General features: G+C 65.7%; 14 protein-coding genes. All 14 read left to right on the plus strand.

The window, feature by feature from the left end; genetic code table 11:
* Nucleotide 1 precedes the first annotated feature (1 nt).
* On the plus strand, nucleotides 2–1,012 hold the full coding sequence (nuoH, locus tag ACO057_RS19055; RefSeq protein WP_421994387.1) for an NADH-quinone oxidoreductase subunit NuoH: 1,011 nt from the start codon (nucleotides 2–4) through the stop codon (nucleotides 1,010–1,012).
* Nucleotides 1,009–1,497 (plus strand): NADH-quinone oxidoreductase subunit NuoI, encoded by a 489-nt coding sequence (gene nuoI, locus ACO057_RS19060; RefSeq protein ID WP_421994389.1) that lies wholly within the window; start codon nucleotides 1,009–1,011, stop codon nucleotides 1,495–1,497. Before nuoH ends, nuoI begins: the two co-directional genes overlap by 4 nt.
* A gap of 42 nt (nucleotides 1,498–1,539) precedes the next feature.
* Complete coding sequence (locus tag ACO057_RS19065) at nucleotides 1,540–2,244, plus strand: NADH-quinone oxidoreductase subunit J (protein WP_421994391.1); 705 nt, start codon at nucleotides 1,540–1,542, stop codon at nucleotides 2,242–2,244.
* Entirely contained in the window at nucleotides 2,244–2,555 is a 312-nt protein-coding gene (gene nuoK / locus ACO057_RS19070) for an NADH-quinone oxidoreductase subunit NuoK (protein ID WP_421994393.1), read from the plus strand. Before ACO057_RS19065 ends, nuoK begins: the two co-directional genes overlap by 1 nt.
* 4 nt (nucleotides 2,556–2,559) lie before the next feature.
* Nucleotides 2,560–4,470 (plus strand): NADH-quinone oxidoreductase subunit L, encoded by a 1,911-nt coding sequence (gene nuoL / locus ACO057_RS19075; protein WP_421994395.1) that lies wholly within the window; start codon nucleotides 2,560–2,562, stop codon nucleotides 4,468–4,470.
* A 3-nt stretch (nucleotides 4,471–4,473) separates the two neighbouring features.
* Nucleotides 4,474–5,988, plus strand: a complete 1,515-nt coding sequence (locus ACO057_RS19080) for an NADH-quinone oxidoreductase subunit M (RefSeq protein ID WP_421994397.1) — start codon at nucleotides 4,474–4,476, stop codon at nucleotides 5,986–5,988.
* The gene (nuoN, locus tag ACO057_RS19085) at nucleotides 5,988–7,409 is read left to right on the plus strand and encodes an NADH-quinone oxidoreductase subunit NuoN (RefSeq protein ID WP_421994399.1); all 1,422 of its coding nucleotides are present in this window, start codon (nucleotides 5,988–5,990) and stop codon (nucleotides 7,407–7,409) included. The genes ACO057_RS19080 and nuoN overlap by 1 nt, the downstream gene beginning before the upstream one ends.
* Nucleotides 7,406–8,146, plus strand: coding sequence for a biotin--[acetyl-CoA-carboxylase] ligase (locus ACO057_RS19090; protein WP_421994401.1), 741 nt, complete (start codon nucleotides 7,406–7,408; stop codon nucleotides 8,144–8,146). The genes nuoN and ACO057_RS19090 overlap by 4 nt, the downstream gene beginning before the upstream one ends.
* Nucleotides 8,130–8,924 carry a type III pantothenate kinase gene (locus ACO057_RS19095; RefSeq protein WP_421994403.1) on the plus strand — a complete coding sequence of 265 codons (795 nt, stop codon included), beginning with the start codon at nucleotides 8,130–8,132 and terminating at the stop codon, nucleotides 8,922–8,924. The genes ACO057_RS19090 and ACO057_RS19095 overlap by 17 nt, the downstream gene beginning before the upstream one ends.
* Before the next feature lie 14 nt (nucleotides 8,925–8,938).
* Nucleotides 8,939–10,573 (plus strand): ribonuclease J, encoded by a 1,635-nt coding sequence (locus ACO057_RS19100; RefSeq protein WP_421994405.1) that lies wholly within the window; start codon nucleotides 8,939–8,941, stop codon nucleotides 10,571–10,573.
* A 100-nt stretch (nucleotides 10,574–10,673) separates the two neighbouring features.
* Nucleotides 10,674–10,934, plus strand: coding sequence for a DUF1467 family protein (locus ACO057_RS19105; protein ID WP_421994407.1), 261 nt, complete (start codon nucleotides 10,674–10,676; stop codon nucleotides 10,932–10,934).
* 387 nt (nucleotides 10,935–11,321) lie between these two features.
* Nucleotides 11,322–12,635 (plus strand): proline--tRNA ligase, encoded by a 1,314-nt coding sequence (gene proS / locus ACO057_RS19110; protein ID WP_421994409.1) that lies wholly within the window; start codon nucleotides 11,322–11,324, stop codon nucleotides 12,633–12,635.
* On the plus strand, nucleotides 12,635–13,888 hold the full coding sequence (locus ACO057_RS19115) for a lipoprotein-releasing ABC transporter permease subunit (RefSeq protein WP_421994411.1): 1,254 nt from the start codon (nucleotides 12,635–12,637) through the stop codon (nucleotides 13,886–13,888). The genes proS and ACO057_RS19115 overlap by 1 nt, the downstream gene beginning before the upstream one ends.
* A complete protein-coding gene (locus ACO057_RS19120) occupies nucleotides 13,881–14,570 on the plus strand; it encodes an ABC transporter ATP-binding protein (protein WP_421994413.1) in 690 nt (229 codons plus the stop codon). The genes ACO057_RS19115 and ACO057_RS19120 overlap by 8 nt, the downstream gene beginning before the upstream one ends.
* Nucleotides 14,571–14,667 lie beyond the last annotated feature (97 nt).

Raw genomic sequence — 14,667 nt, forward strand, 5'->3', positions numbered from 1 at the left:
GATGGCCGAATTCCTCGCCTCTCCGCTGGGCATCCTGGCGCTCACCGTTGCGAAGACCCTGGCGCTGCTGGTGCCGGTGCTGATCTTCGTCGCCTATCTCACCTGGGCCGAGCGCAAGGTCCTCGCGGCCATGCAGCTGCGCCGAGGCCCGAACGTGGTCGGCCCGATGGGCCTGCTGCAGCCCTTCGCCGACGCGCTGAAGATGCTGATGAAGGAGACGATCATCCCCTCGGGGTCGTCGCGGCTCCTCTTCCTCGGCGCGCCGATGCTCACCTTCACCCTGGCCATGCTCGGCTGGGCGGTGATCCCGGTGAATGACGGCTGGGCCATCGCCGACATCAATGTGGGCGTGCTCTATCTCTTCGCGATCAGCTCGCTGGGCGTCTATGGCGTCATCATCGCGGGCTGGGCGTCCAATTCGAAATACGCCTTCCTCGGCGCGCTGCGCTCCGCGGCGCAGATGGTCAGCTACGAGGTCTCGATGGGCTTCGTCATTGTGACCGTGCTGATGTGCGTGGGCTCGCTGAACCTGACGGAGATCGTGCGGGCGCAGGAGAACGTCTGGTTCATCCTGCCGCTCTTCCCGATGTTCATCATCTTCTTCATCAGCACGCTGGCCGAGACCAACCGCGCGCCCTTCGATCTTCCCGAAGGCGAGTCCGAGCTGGTGGCCGGCTTCTTCGTCGAATACAGCTCGATGAGCTTCGCGCTCTTCTTCCTCGGCGAATACGCGAACATGATCCTCATGTCCTCGCTGACGACGATCCTCTTCCTGGGGGGCTGGTATCCGCCCTTCGGCTTCGAGCCCTTCACCTGGATCCCCGGTCCGGTCTGGTTCATCCTCAAGGTCTGCTTCCTGCTGTTCACCTTCATCTGGGTGCGCGCGACCTTCCCCCGCTACCGCTATGACCAGCTGATGCGGCTGGGCTGGAAGGTCTTCCTGCCCTTCAGCCTGCTCTGGCTCGTGCTGACGGCGGCCTTCCTCAAGCTGACGGGGATGCTTCCCGCATGACGACCCTCGACCGCTACGCGCGATCCTTCCTGCTGGCCGAACTGGTCGGCGGCATGTGGCTCACGCTGAAGTACTTCTTCCGCCGCAAGGTCACGCTCAACTACCCCTATGAGAAGACGCCGCTCTCGCCGCGCTTCAAGGGCGAGCACGCGCTGCGCCGCTATCCCAACGGGGAAGAGCGCTGCATCGCCTGCAAGCTCTGCGAGGCCGTTTGCCCCGCGCTGGCCATCACCATCGAGGCCGAGCCGCGCGAGGACGGATCCCGCCGGACCACGCGCTACGACATCGACATGACCAAGTGCATCTATTGCGGCATGTGCGAGGAAGCCTGCCCGGTGGACGCCATCGTCGAAGGGCCGAACGCCGAATTCGCGACGGAGACGCGCGAAGAGCTGATGTACGACAAGGACCGCCTGCTCGCGAATGGCGACCGGTGGGAGAGCGAGCTGGCCAAGCGGCTTGAGCTCGACGCGCCCTATCGCTGAACGGATGCCGGACATGAACTTCTTCCTCGAAAGGCAGACGCCGTGATCGCAGCGCTCGCCTTCTACGTCTTCGCCTTCATCCTGATTGCCTCCGCGGTGATGGTCGTCACCTCGCGCAATCCGGTGCACTCGGTGCTGTACCTGATCCTGGCCTTCTTCAACGCGGCGGCGCTGTTCCTGCTCGCGGGGGCGGAGTTCCTCGCGATGATCCTGGTCATCGTCTATGTCGGCGCGGTCGCGGTGCTCTTCCTCTTCGTCGTGATGATGCTCGACGTCGACTTCGTGCAGCTGCGCGAGGGCTTCCAGCGCTACGCGCCGATCGGCGCCATCGTCGGCGGCATCCTCTTCCTGGAGCTGCTCCTCGTCTTCGGCGCCTGGCAGTTCTCGACGGATGCGGCCGAGCTGCGCCTATCGCCCACGCCGGCCGGGATGTCCAACACCGAGGCCATCGGGCGGATCATCTACACCGACTACGTCTACCTCTTCCAAGGCGCGGGGCTGATCCTGCTCGTCGCCATGATCGGCGCGATCGTGCTGACCCTGCGCGAGCGGCAGGCCGACAGCAAGCGGCAGGTCATCGCCACGCAGGTCTATCGCTCGACCGAGCTGGTGATGGCGCAACCGGCCATCGGCCAGGGCATCGCGCGCGGGGACATCCTCCGCCCGCTGCCGCCGCCGGCCAAGGCCGCGCCCATCGAACATCACGACGGTCATGGGCATGATTCTCACGGGGGGGGGCATCACTGATGCTGGTCATCGGCCTCGCGCACTACCTCACGGTGGGCGCCATCCTCTTCGTGCTCGGCATCTTCGGCATCTTCCTGAACCGCAAGAACGTCATCGTCATCATGATGTCGATCGAGCTGATCCTGCTCAGCGTGAACCTGAACCTCGTGGCCTTCTCGTCCCGCCTGGATGACCTCGCGGGGCAGATCTTCGCGATGTTCATCCTGACCGTGGCCGCCGCCGAGGCGGCCATCGGGCTCGCCATCGTCGTCATCTACTTCCGGAACCACGGCAGCATCGAGGTCGAGGATATCTCGGCTCTGAAGGGTTAGACCGATGTTCGTCGGCGCAATCTTCTTCCCGCTGCTGGGCGCCTGCATCAGCGGCTTTCTCAACCGCTGGATCGGCGTCAAGGCCTCCATGTGGTCCACCGTGTTCTTCATGGTGCTGGCCGCGATCTGCGGGTCGCTGAGCTTCTGGCAGGTCGCCATGGGCGGGCAGCCGGCCACCGTCACCATCTTTACCTGGATGGACGTGGGCGAGCTCGAATTCGCCTGGGCGCTCCGCTACGACACGCTGAGCGCGATCATGGTGGCGATGATTACCTTCATCTCCACGCTGATCCACCTCTATTCGATCGGCTATATGTCGCATGACGCGACACCGCCGCGCTTCTTCGCCTATCTCGGCCTCTTCACCTTCATGATGCTGATGCTGGTGACGGCGGACAACCTCGTGCAGCTGTTCTTCGGCTGGGAGGGCGTGGGCCTCGCGAGCTATCTGCTCATCGGCTACTGGTACGAGAAGGAGAGCGCCAACGCCGCGGCGATGAAGGCCTTCATCGTGAACCGCGTGGGCGACGTCTTCTTCATGCTCGGCATGGCGCTGACCTTCCTGACCTTCGGATCGCTCGACTTCGACACGATCTTCGCCGCTGCCTCCTCCAAGGTGGACAGCACCTTCATGGGCATCCCCTCGCTGGAGCTCATCGGTCTGCTGTTCTTCGGCGGCGCCTGCGGCAAGTCGGCGCAGTTGGGCCTGCACACCTGGCTGCCGGACGCCATGGAGGGCCCCACGCCCGTCTCCGCGCTGATCCATGCGGCGACGATGGTCACGGCCGGCGTCTTCCTGATCTGCCGCATGTCGCCGATCATGGAATACGCGCCCTTCGCGCTCGCCGTGGTCACGGTGGTCGGCGCCTCGACGGCGCTCTTCGCGGCCACGATCGGCTGCGTGCAGAACGACATCAAGCGCATCATTGCCTATTCGACCTGCTCGCAGCTCGGCTACATGTTCTTCGCCGCCGGCGTGGGGCTGTACCAGGCCGCGATGTTCCATCTCTTCACCCACGCCTTCTTCAAGGCGCTGCTCTTCCTGAGCGCGGGCTCGGTCATCCACGCGATGTCCGACGAGCAGGACATCCGCAAGATGGGCGGCATCTGGAAGAAGATCCCGGTCACCTATGTGGTGATGTGGATCGGCTCGCTGGCCCTGGCCGGCATCCCGCTCTTCGCCGGCTACTATTCCAAGGACGCGATCCTGGAGGGCGCTTTCGCGGCGCATAGCGGTGTGGGCATGTATGCCTTCGTCTGCGGCATCATCGCGGCCTTCCTGACGGCCTTCTATTCCTGGCGCCTGCTGATCCTGACCTTCCACGGCAAGCCGCGCGCCGACCAGCACACGATGGACCATGTCCATGAGAGCCCGGCGGTGATGCTGATCCCGCTGATCCTGCTCGCGGCCGGCGCCGTGCTGACCGGCATGGTCTTCGCGCCGTACTTCATCGGCCATGATCACGAGCAGTTCTGGAACGGGGCGATCTTCAACCTGCCCGGCAAGGACATGATGGACGCGATGCATCACGTCCCGCATTGGGTTCCGCAGATGGTGCTGACCGTCGCGACAAGCGGCATCGTGCTCGCCATCATCCTCTACGGCTTCTTCCCCAAGGTGCCGGCGAAGCTGGCCGCGGCGATGCCCGGCCTGCACCGCTTCCTGCTGAACAAGTGGTACTTCGACGAGCTCTACGACAAGATCTTCGTGCAGCCCGCCAAGCGCCTCGCCGTGCAGTTCTGGAAGGTGGGCGATACGCGCATCATCGACGGCATGCCCAATGGCGCGGCCAGCCTCGCGGCCGGCACGGCGCGCGGCGTGGTCCGGCTGCAGACGGGGCGGGTGGCGAACTACGCCTTCGCCATGATCATCGGCCTCGTGGTCTTCGTGACCCTCTTCCTGTTGGGGCGCTGAGCCATGAACGCCGCGGGTTTCCCGATCCTCTCGCTGCTGACCTTCCTGCCGCTGCTCGGCGTGCTCATCATCATGATGGTGCGCGGCGACGAGGCCGTGGTGGCGAGCAATGCGCGCTGGACCGCGCTGTGGACCAGCCTCATCACCTTCTTCCTGTCGCTCATCCTCTGGGTGAAGTTCGACAAGAGCTCGCCCGACTACCAGTTCGTGGACCAGCTGGCCTGGCTGCCCGATTTCGGCATCTCCTACACGATGGGCGTGGACGGCATCTCCGTCCTCTTCGTCCTGCTGTCGACGCTGCTGACGCCGATCTGCATCCTGTCGGCCTGGAGCGTGATCCAGTCGCGCGTGCGCGAGTTCATGATCGCCTTCCTCATCCTCGAGACGATGATGGTCGGCATGTTCTGCGCGCTCGACTTCATGCTCTTCTATATCTTCTTCGAGGCCGTGCTGATCCCGATGTTCCTCATCATCGGCATCTGGGGCGGGCCGCGGCGCGTCTACGCCTCCTACAAGTTCTTCCTCTACACGCTGCTCGGCTCGGTGCTGATGCTGCTGGCGATCATCGCGCTCTGGTATCAGGCCGGGACGACGAGCATCCCCGAGCTCTCCGAGTTCGACATTCCCTTCAACCTGCAGGTCTGGCTCTTCCTCGCCTTCTTCGCGAGCTTCGCGGTGAAGGTGCCGATGTGGCCGGTGCACACCTGGCTGCCCGACGCCCACGTCGAGGCGCCGACGGCGGGCTCGGTCATCCTGGCCGGCGTGCTGCTGAAGATGGGCGCCTATGGCTTCCTGCGCTTCTCCATCCCGCTGCTGCCCGAGGCGAGCGCCTATTTCGCGCCCTACGTCTACGTGCTGAGCATCGTGGCGGTGGTCTACACCAGCCTCGTGGCGCTCGCGCAGCAGGACATGAAGAAGCTGATCGCCTATTCGTCGGTGGCCCATATGGGCATCGTCACGCTGGGCATCTTCACCTTCAACCAGCAGGGCATCGAGGGCGCGCTCCTCACCATGCTCTCGCACGGCATCGTGGCCGGCGCGCTCTTCCTCTGCGTGGGCGTGGTCTATGACCGGCTGCACACGCGCGAGATCGCGCGCTACGGCGGCGTGGCTAAGGTGATGCCGGCCTATGCGCTGGTCTTCATGCTCTTCACCATGGCGAGCGTCGCGCTGCCCGGCCTCGCCGGTTTCCCGGGTGAATTCCTGGTGATCGTCGGCGCCTGGGCGGTGAACCCCTGGGTGGCCTTCGGCGCCGCCACCGGCATGGTGCTTGGCGCCTGCTACATGCTGACGCTCTATCGCGGCGTCGCGTTCGGCAAGCTCACCAAGGACGATGTGAAGCGCATGCTGGACCTGGAGCCGCGGGAATACGCGATCTTCGCCCCGCTGATCGCCCTGACCCTGTGGATGGGCATCTATCCGCAGTCCTTCCTCTCCTTCTTCTCGGCGACGGTCGCGCAGATGGTGCAGCAGCACCAGGCCGCGATCGGGGCCGCGTCGCGTCTGGCAGGCCTCTGATGAACTGGACCCTCGCCCTCCCCGAGCTGGTGCTGGCCCTTAGCGGGCTTGCCATCCTCGTCATCGGGGTCATCCCCAAGCGGGACATGACCTTCCCCTGCACCATGGCGGTGATCGCCGCCTTCGCGGTGACGGGGGTGCTCATCATCTCCCAGGCCGAGGGCACGGCCTTCGGCGGGCAATATATCGCCGACGCCTTCTCGGCCTTCATGAAGCTGCTCTGCCTCGCGGCGGCCGCCCTGGGCCTGCTGATGGCGCTGGACTGGAACACGAAGGAGGGGCTGTCGCGCTTCGAATTCCCGGTCCTCGTGCTCTTCGCCACCGTCGGCATGATGGCGATGATCTCCGCCAACGACCTGATGAGCCTCTATCTCGGCCTCGAGCTGCTCTCGCTACCGCTCTACGTGCTCGCCGCCTTCGACCGCGATAATCCGCGCTCGGCCGAGGCGGGGCTGAAGTACTTCATCCTGGGTTCGCTGGCCTCGGGCCTGCTGCTCTACGGCGCCTCGCTGGTCTATGGCTTCGCGGGCACGACGAATTTCGACCGCCTCGCCGATGCGCTTTCCGCGGAGACCGGCGTCTCGGCCGGCGTGGTCGTGGGCATCGTCTTCGTGATTGCGGCCCTGGCCTTCAAGCTTGCCGCCGTGCCGTTCCACATGTGGACGCCCGACGTCTATGAGGGCGCGCCGACCCCGGTCACCGCCTTCTTCGCCTCCGCCCCCAAGGTCGCGACCATCGCGCTGCTGGTGCGCGTGCTCTCCGGTCCCTTCGGCGACGTGGTGGGCCAGTGGCAGCAGGTCATCGTGCTGACGGCGATCCTCTCCATGCTGCTCGGCGCCTTCGCCGCCATCGGGCAGAAGAATGTGAAGCGGCTGATGGCCTATTCCTCCATCGGCCATGTGGGCTTCATCCTGATGGGCCTGGCCGTCGGCGGCGAGGCCGGCCTGCGCGGCGTTCTGGTCTACACGGCCATCTACATCGCCATGAACATCGGCGCCTTCGCCGTGCTCGTCGCCATGCGCCGCAACGGGCGCGCGGTGGAGGGCGTGGACGATCTCGCCGGCCTCGGCCGCACCGATCCGGCAATGGCGCTGGCCATGGCGATCTTCATGTTCTCGATGGCGGGCATCCCGCCGCTCGCGGGCTTCTTCGCCAAGATCTACGTGCTGCTCCCCGCGATCGAGCAGGGCTTTTGGGCCATGGCCGTGATCGGCGTGCTCTCCTCGGTGGTCTCGGCCTATTACTACCTGCGTATCGTGAAGGTGATGTACTTCGACGCCCCGGTGACGGGCTTCGATGCGCGTCCGGCCGGGATTTCGGTCGTGCTCGCGGGGACGGGGCTGTTCACCTTGTTCTTCTTCCTCTTCCCGGCCTCGCTCCTGAGCGCGGCCCGGCATGCGGTCGCGGCGATCATCGGTTGAGCGGTCTCGCGGGCTGGCGGCTCCGCATCCACGACAGCCTGCCCAGCACGCAGAGCCTGGCACTCGAACTGGCTGAACAAGGCGAGCCCGGCGGGCTCGCCATCCTGGCGCATCGCCAGATGCAGGGACGGGGCAGGGCAGGGCGGGCCTGGCAGTCCCAGCCCGGCAACCTTGCGCTCTCCGTGCTCCTGCGTCCGGCCGGTTCCGCGCGCGAGATCGCGGTCCATGCGCTGCTGGCCGCCGTCGCGGTGCACGAGGCCGCGGCGCATCACGCGCCCACCCGCGCGCTGCGGCTGAAATGGCCCAACGACCTGATGGAGGACGGCGCCAAGATCGCCGGCATCCTCGCCGAGGCCTCGCTCGATCCTGGCGGCGGCATTGCCCATCTGGTGCTCGGCTTCGGGGTGAACCTCGCTCATGCGCCCGCGGTCGAGGGCCGCGCCGTCGCCTGCCTCGGCCCCGTCCCGGTCGAGGATTTCTGCGCGACCCTGCTCGGGCGGCTCGCGCATTGGCAGGAGGTCCACGTCCGCCAGGGGTTTGCGCCCATCCGTGCCGCCTGGGAGGAGCGTGGCCCTGTGCGCGGGACAGTCCTGACCCTCCGGCAGGGCGACAATCCCGTTTCAGGAAGGTACGAAGGGCTCGCCGAGGATGGCGGATTGCGTCTTTCGACGGTGAATGGCCCGCAGGTCTTCCATGCGGGCGAGGTGATCGGGGACGGGCATGCTTCTCGCGATTGATGCCGGCAATACCAATGTCGTCTTCGCCGTGCATGACGGCGCGGAGTGGCGCGGCCGTTGGCGCATCGCCACCCGCGCCGATCGCACCAGCGACGAATATGCCGTCTGGCTGCTCACCCTCATGCAGCATTCCGGCCTGAAGCCCTCGGACGTCGACCGCTGCGTCATCGGGACCGTGGTGCCCGCGGCGCTCTACAACCTGCGCCGCCTCTGCCGGGACTGGTTCGGGCCCGAGCCCCTGGTGGCGCGCTCCATCCTGGACTGGGGCTTCGAGATCAAGGTCGACCAGCCGCAGGAGGTGGGCGCCGATCGTCTGCTGAACTCGCTGGCGGCGCATCACCACTACAAGGGGCCGCTGATCGTCATCGATTTCGGCACCGCCACTACCTTCGACGTGGTGGATGGCAAAGGATCCTATCTCGGCGGCGTCATCGCTCCGGGCATCAACCTGTCCATCGAGGCGCTGCACCGCGCCGCCGCCCGTCTGCCGCGCATCGGCATCGGCCGGCCGCAGGCGGCGATCGGCCGGAATACGGTCTCGGCCATGCAGTCCGGAATTTTCTGGGGCTATGTGGGGATGATTGAGGGTATCGTCTCTCGCATCCGCAACGAGGCCGAACTTCCGCATATGAAAGTCATCGCCACGGGCGGCCTCGCGCCGCTTCTGGCCGAGGGCACGACCCTCATCGAACGAATCGATCCTGATATCACGCTGGAGGGGCTGCGCCTGTTGGCATCTCGCAACCCCGCCCCCATTTCAACAAAAGACCTTTTGTGATCCCCAAAGAACCCATGGACGATTTGGCCTTTATCCCGCTCGGTGGCACGGGCGAGATCGGCATGAACCTCAATGTCTATCGCTGCGACGGAAAGTTGCTGGCTGTGGATTGCGGCATCGGCTTCGGCGGCCCGGACAATCCGGCCGTCGACGTCATGGTGCCCGATCCCGCCTGGCTGGCCGCGCGCCGCGATGACCTGCTGGCCCTCGTGATCACTCATGCGCATGAGGACCATATCGGCGCCGTCGCGCATCTGTGGCCCAGTCTGCGCTGCCCAGTGATCGGCGGTCCCTTCGTGACCTCGGTGCTGCGGCGCAAGCTCGGCGAGGCCGGCCTCGGCCACGATGTCGAGATCGACACCGTGCCGCTGCCCGGGCGGCGCCAGGTCGGCCCCTTCGACCTGGAATTCCTCCGCGTCACCCATTCGGTACCCGAGGCCAGCGCGATCATGATCCGCACGCGGCACGGCAATGTGCTGCATACGGGCGACTGGAAGCTCGATCCCCATCCGCTCATCGGCCCGCCCACCGACGAGGCCGCCTTCGCGCGCCTCGGCGAGGAGGGCGTTCTGGCCATGGTCTGCGACAGCACCAATGCCATGGTCGAGGGACATTCCGGCTCCGAGGGCGAGGTGCGTCGCAACCTCAAGGTGCTGATGAAGGGCCTCAAGGGCCGCGTGGCCGTGACCTGCTTCTCCACGAACCTGGCGCGCGTCGAATCCATCGCGCTGGCCGGGCAGGCGGCGGGGCGTCAGGTGGCGCTCTTCGGGCGCTCGCTGCGCAATGCCGTGGCCTCGGCCCGCGAGTGCGGCTACCTCGATTCGGTGCATGACTTCGTGAGCGAGGAGGAGGCCCGCTTCCTCTCCGACGACAACCTGCTGATCATCTGCACCGGCAGCCAGGGCGAGGAGCGCTCGGCCCTCTCCAAGATCGCGGCCGACACGCACCCGAACATCTCGATGGGCGAGGGCGACACCGTCATCTTCTCCAGCCGCATGATTCCCGGCAATGAGCGCGGGATCCTGCGCGTACAGGACGAGCTGACCCGCGCGGGTTGCGAGGTCATGACGGCCGACGACCATGCGGTGCATGTGTCCGGACATCCGGCGCGCGACGAGCTCAAGAAGCTCTATGGGCTGGTGAAGCCGAAGTTCTCGGTCCCCGTGCATGGCGAGTGGCGGCACATGTCGGCCCATGCCGATCTTGCCGAGGATTGCGGCTCCGATCCCATCATGCTCGAGGACGGCGATGTGCTGCGCCTTTCGGGCAAGGATCCCAAGGTGCTGGAGAGCGTGCCCGTCGGCCGGCTGGTGGTGGATGGCAACCGCCTTCTGCCGCTCGAGGGCGGCGTGATGGGCGCGCGCAAGCGCATGCTCTTCAACGGCGTGGTCGTGGCCAGCCTGGCGGTCGACACGGCGGGCCGCATCGTCGGCCGGCCGCGCGTCTCCGCGCCGGGTCTCTTTGAGGCGGAAGGTCCCGAGCAGGGCCAGTTGGCCGATGACCTCACGCGTGGCGTGGGCGAATTGCCCAAGGGGCTGCGCAAGGAAGACGAGGCCATGACCGAGGCGGTGCGCGGGGTGATGCGCAAGGCCATCGCGCGCCGGCTCAAGAAGCGGCCGAATATCGAAGTGCATCTTTTGCGGGTGTAGCCGGTGGGGCGTCATGCCCCGGATTCGACGACTGACGAAAGATCCAGGAAACGCTGTTTCCTGGAGTCTGAGGGAGCCTGAGCCCCCTCAAGGAGCGCGCATGGGTTGGTTCCTGAGCCTGGTCGTCTACGCCATCATCTGGTGGACGACACTCTTTGCCGTTCTGCCCATCGGCATCCGCCCCGATGCGCAGGGCGATCCGGAGGCCGGTGGCTGGCGCGGCGCGCCGACGCAGCCGCGCATCCTCCAGAAGGTCATCATCACGACCATCGTCTCGGCGATTCTGTGGCTCGGCGTCTATGTGCTGATCGAAAGCGACTGGATCAGCTTCCGCGATCCCTGGCTGGCCATTCCGGACTGAGGGCGTCTGCACAAAGAAAAGGCGGCTATCTGGGTTGTCCCGGACAGCCGCCTGTATTTTGAGCATCCATTGGCTGAACGCTCTGTTTTTCGCCGTCTGTAGCGTCCTTTGGCGTTGAGCCTTGAAGGGGCTTTGCGGCAATCTTTGTTTTAGAGAGAGGGCTTTCCTCTTTCTGCCGTGTGACTGGCGTTTCCTCCCTAAACTTGGGCCGCTCCCTATGGGGGCGGCCCTTTCTTTTTGTTACGGCTTTCCTCCGGACAACTCAAGACATATTTGTAGGAAAAACGATTGTGCGGCGCAGCATTATTGCGCCTCCCAGTGGTCTGTTCCGGCGCTCCGGTTTCTCGGCTAGGGTCCGCACCCGCCTGACCTGACGAGGAAACTACCTTGCGCCTTACCCGTGCCTTCTTGCCCACATTGAAGGAAACGCCCGCCGAGGCGCAGATCGTTTCCCATCGCCTGATGCTGCGCGCGGGCCTGATCCGCCAGACATCGGCCGGCATCTATGCCTGGCTCCCGGCGGGACTCCGTGTCCTGCGCAAGGTCGAGCAGATCGTCCGCGAGGAGCAGAATCGCGCCGACGCCCAGGAAATCCTGATGCCGACCATCCAGCCGGCCGATCTCTGGCAGAAGTCCGGACGATACGACGACTACGGCAAGGAAATGCTGCGCATCAAGGATCGCCACGATCGCGAGATGCTCTTCGGCCCGACCAACGAGGAGATGATCACCGACATCTTCCGGGCCTATGCGACCAGCTACCGGGACCTGCCGCGCAACATCTATCACATCCAGTGGAAGTTCCGCGATGAGGTGCGTCCGCGCTTCGGCGTGATGCGCGGGCGCGAGTTCCTCATGAAGGACGCCTATTCCTTCGACCTGACGAAGGAAGGCTCGGAGCACACCTATCGCCAGATGTTCCTGGCCTATCTGCGCACCTTCCAGCGGATGGGGCTGAAGGCCGTGCCGATGCGCGCCGATACCGGGCCGATCGGCGGCAAGCTCAGCCACGAATTCATCATCCTGGCCGAGACCGGCGAGAGCACCGTCTTCTACGACGCGAAGTTCGACGAACTCGACTGGGCCGGCACCGAGGTCGGCAATGACGACGTTCCCGCGCTGCAGGGCTTCTTCGACGAAGTCACGTCGATGTACGCCGCCACCGAGGAGATGCACGACGAGGCCGCCTGGTCGGGCGTGGACGCCGCCAGCCGCCGCGAGGGCAAGGGCATCGAGGTCGGCCACATCTTCCATTTCGGCACCAAGTATTCCGAGCCGATGGGCCTCTCGGTTGCCGGTCCCGACGGCACGACCGTGATCCCGCAGATGGGCAGCTACGGCATCGGCGTCTCGCGCCTGGTGGCGGCGCTGATCGAGGCGAATCACGACGAGAACGGCATCAAGTGGCCGGATGCGGTGGCACCCTGGAAGCTGTCGATCCTGAACCTCAAGGTCGGCGATGCCGCCTGCGACGCGCTCTGCGAGAAGCTGCACGCGGCCTTCCCGGACGACGCGATCTATGACGATCGCGCCGACCGCGCGGGGGCGAAATTCGCCGATGCGGATCTGATGGGCCTGCCCTGGCAGGCGATTATCGGCCCGCGCGGTGCGGCGGCCGGCAAGGTGGAGCTGAAGCGGCGCGCCACCGGCGAGCGCATGGAGCTCACCTTTGAGGAAGCCCTGGCGAAGTTGACCGCCTGATGTTCGGGGCGTTCGAGCGCACCGTCGCGATGCGCTACCTCATGTCGCGCAAGAGTGACCGGTTCACCTCCATCATCGGCACCTTCTCGCTGGTGGGGATCATGCTCGGCGTGGCCACGCTCATCATCGTGCTGTCGGTGATGGGCGGGTTCCGCCAGGAGCTGCTCGGACGCATCCTCGGCCTCAACGGCCACATGGGCATCTACGCCGCGGATCGCGGCAACCTGCGCGACTTCGACGCCATCACCGCCACCATCCGCCGGCAACCCGGCGTGGTGACGGCAACACCGGTGGTGGAGGGGCAGGTGCTGCTCTCGGGCGCGGGCAATTCGGCGACGGGTGGCCTGGCGCGCGGCATCCGGCCGGAGGATCTGCGGACCAAGGCGATCGTGGCGAACAACATCCGCGCGGGCTCGCTCGAACAGTTCGAGGGCGATGACGCCGTCGCCATCGGCACGCGGCTGGCCTATCGCCTCGGGCTCAATGTGGGCGACAAGATCACGATGATCAGCCCGCAGGGGCGCGCCACGGTGATCGGCACGATTCCGCGGCTGCGCGCCTATACGGTGGTCGCGCTCTTCGAAGTGGGCATGAACGAATACGACAGCAGCTACGTCTTCATGCCGCTGCCGGCCGCGCAGGTCTATTTCCAGACGACCCCCGAGGCGGTCACGCAGATCGAGGTCTTCGTGCAGGACCCGACGCGCGTGCGCGCGGTGAACGCCGAGATCCGCCGGGCGCTCAACCAGCCGGTGCGCATCATCGACTGGCAGGATTCCAACAGCAGCTTCTTCGCCGCGGTGCAGGTGGAGCGGAACGTGATGTTCCTGATCCTGACGCTGATCATCATCGTGGCGGCCTTCAACATCATCTCCACGCTGATCATGCTGGTGAAGGACAAGGGCAAGGACATCGCGGTGCTGCGCACGATGGGGGCCACGAGCGGCTCCATCATGCGCATCTTTCTGATGTGCGGTGCGTGGATCGGCGTGTCCGGCACGCTCGCGGGCTTCGCGCTGGGCGTGCTGTTCTGCAAGAACATCGAGAACATCCGCCAGTTCGTGCAGTGGGTGATCGGGGCCGAGCTGTTCAGCGCGGAGATCTACTTCCTCACGCAATTGCCGGCGGTGCTGAACTGGAACGAGGTGGGGCAGGTGGTGACGCTGGCGCTCACTCTGGCGCTGCTGGCCACGATCTATCCCAGCTGGCGCGCGGCGAAGACCGACCCCGTGGAGATGCTGCGCAATGAGTAACGCGCCTTTGGAATTGCGCGCGGTCGAGCGTCGCTACAAGACGGAAGCAGGCTCGCTGGAGGTGCTGAAGGGCGCGGAGCTGACGCTGCGGGCCGGCGAGATCGTGGCGTTGGTGGCGCCCTCGGGGACGGGCAAGTCCACGCTGCTGCATCTGGCGGGGCTGCTGGAGCGGCCGGACGGCGGCGAAGTCTTCATCGAGGGAAAGGCCGCCGGGACGCTGTCGGACGACGCGCGGACGTCGATCCGGCGGAACACCATCGGCTTCGTGTATCAGTTCCATCATCTGCTGCCGGAGTTCTCGGCGCTGGAGAACGTGATGCTGCCGCAGATGGCGGCGGGCGTGTCGCGGGCCGATGCGAAGGCGCGGGCCAGCGAATTGCTGAGCCAGTTCGGGCTGGGGGCGCGGGTGGATCACCGGCCTGGAAAACTCTCGGGCGGCGAGCAGCAGCGCGTGGCGATCGCCCGCGCCTTGGCCAATGCGCCGAAGGTGCTGCTGGCGGATGAGCCGACCGGGAACCTGGATGTGGCGACGGCGGAATTGGTGTTTTCCGAATTGCTGCGGGAGGCGCGGGACCGGGGGCTGGCGGCGCTGATCGCGACGCATAATCCGGCGCTGGCGGCGCGGATGGATCGGGTCGTGACGTTGAAGGACGGGAAAATCACAGCGTCCGAAGTTGTCTGAAGCGACCTGATCCTGGTTTGGGCGCGGCCGAAGCAGCAGGCAGCAGTATTGCGAGGGGTCTTGAGTGTGCCATGCTGGGAGGAACGGAGGTGCCGTT

The organism is Roseococcus sp. (assembly GCF_965227005.1).
In the GTDB taxonomy this organism is placed as follows: domain Bacteria; phylum Pseudomonadota; class Alphaproteobacteria; order Acetobacterales; family Acetobacteraceae; genus Roseococcus.

Excerpts from the sequence above, each read along its gene's own strand:
- nuoH (WP_421994387.1), top strand. The coding sequence starts at position 2 with ATGGCCGAATTCCTCGCCTCTCCGCTGGGCATCCTGGCGCTCACCGTT.
- nuoI (WP_421994389.1), top strand. The coding sequence starts at position 1,009 with ATGACGACCCTCGACCGCTACGCGCGATCCTTCCTGCTGGCCGAACTG.
- nuoK (WP_421994393.1), top strand. The coding sequence starts at position 2,244 with ATGCTGGTCATCGGCCTCGCGCACTACCTCACGGTGGGCGCCATCCTC.
- nuoL (WP_421994395.1), top strand. The coding sequence starts at position 2,560 with ATGTTCGTCGGCGCAATCTTCTTCCCGCTGCTGGGCGCCTGCATCAGC.
- ACO057_RS19080 (WP_421994397.1), top strand. The coding sequence starts at position 4,474 with ATGAACGCCGCGGGTTTCCCGATCCTCTCGCTGCTGACCTTCCTGCCG.
- nuoN (WP_421994399.1), top strand. The coding sequence starts at position 5,988 with ATGAACTGGACCCTCGCCCTCCCCGAGCTGGTGCTGGCCCTTAGCGGG.
- ACO057_RS19095 (WP_421994403.1), top strand. The coding sequence starts at position 8,130 with ATGCTTCTCGCGATTGATGCCGGCAATACCAATGTCGTCTTCGCCGTG.
- ACO057_RS19100 (WP_421994405.1), top strand. The coding sequence starts at position 8,939 with ATGGACGATTTGGCCTTTATCCCGCTCGGTGGCACGGGCGAGATCGGC.
- ACO057_RS19105 (WP_421994407.1), top strand. The coding sequence starts at position 10,674 with ATGGGTTGGTTCCTGAGCCTGGTCGTCTACGCCATCATCTGGTGGACG.
- ACO057_RS19115 (WP_421994411.1), top strand. The coding sequence starts at position 12,635 with ATGTTCGGGGCGTTCGAGCGCACCGTCGCGATGCGCTACCTCATGTCG.
- ACO057_RS19120 (WP_421994413.1), top strand. The coding sequence starts at position 13,881 with ATGAGTAACGCGCCTTTGGAATTGCGCGCGGTCGAGCGTCGCTACAAG.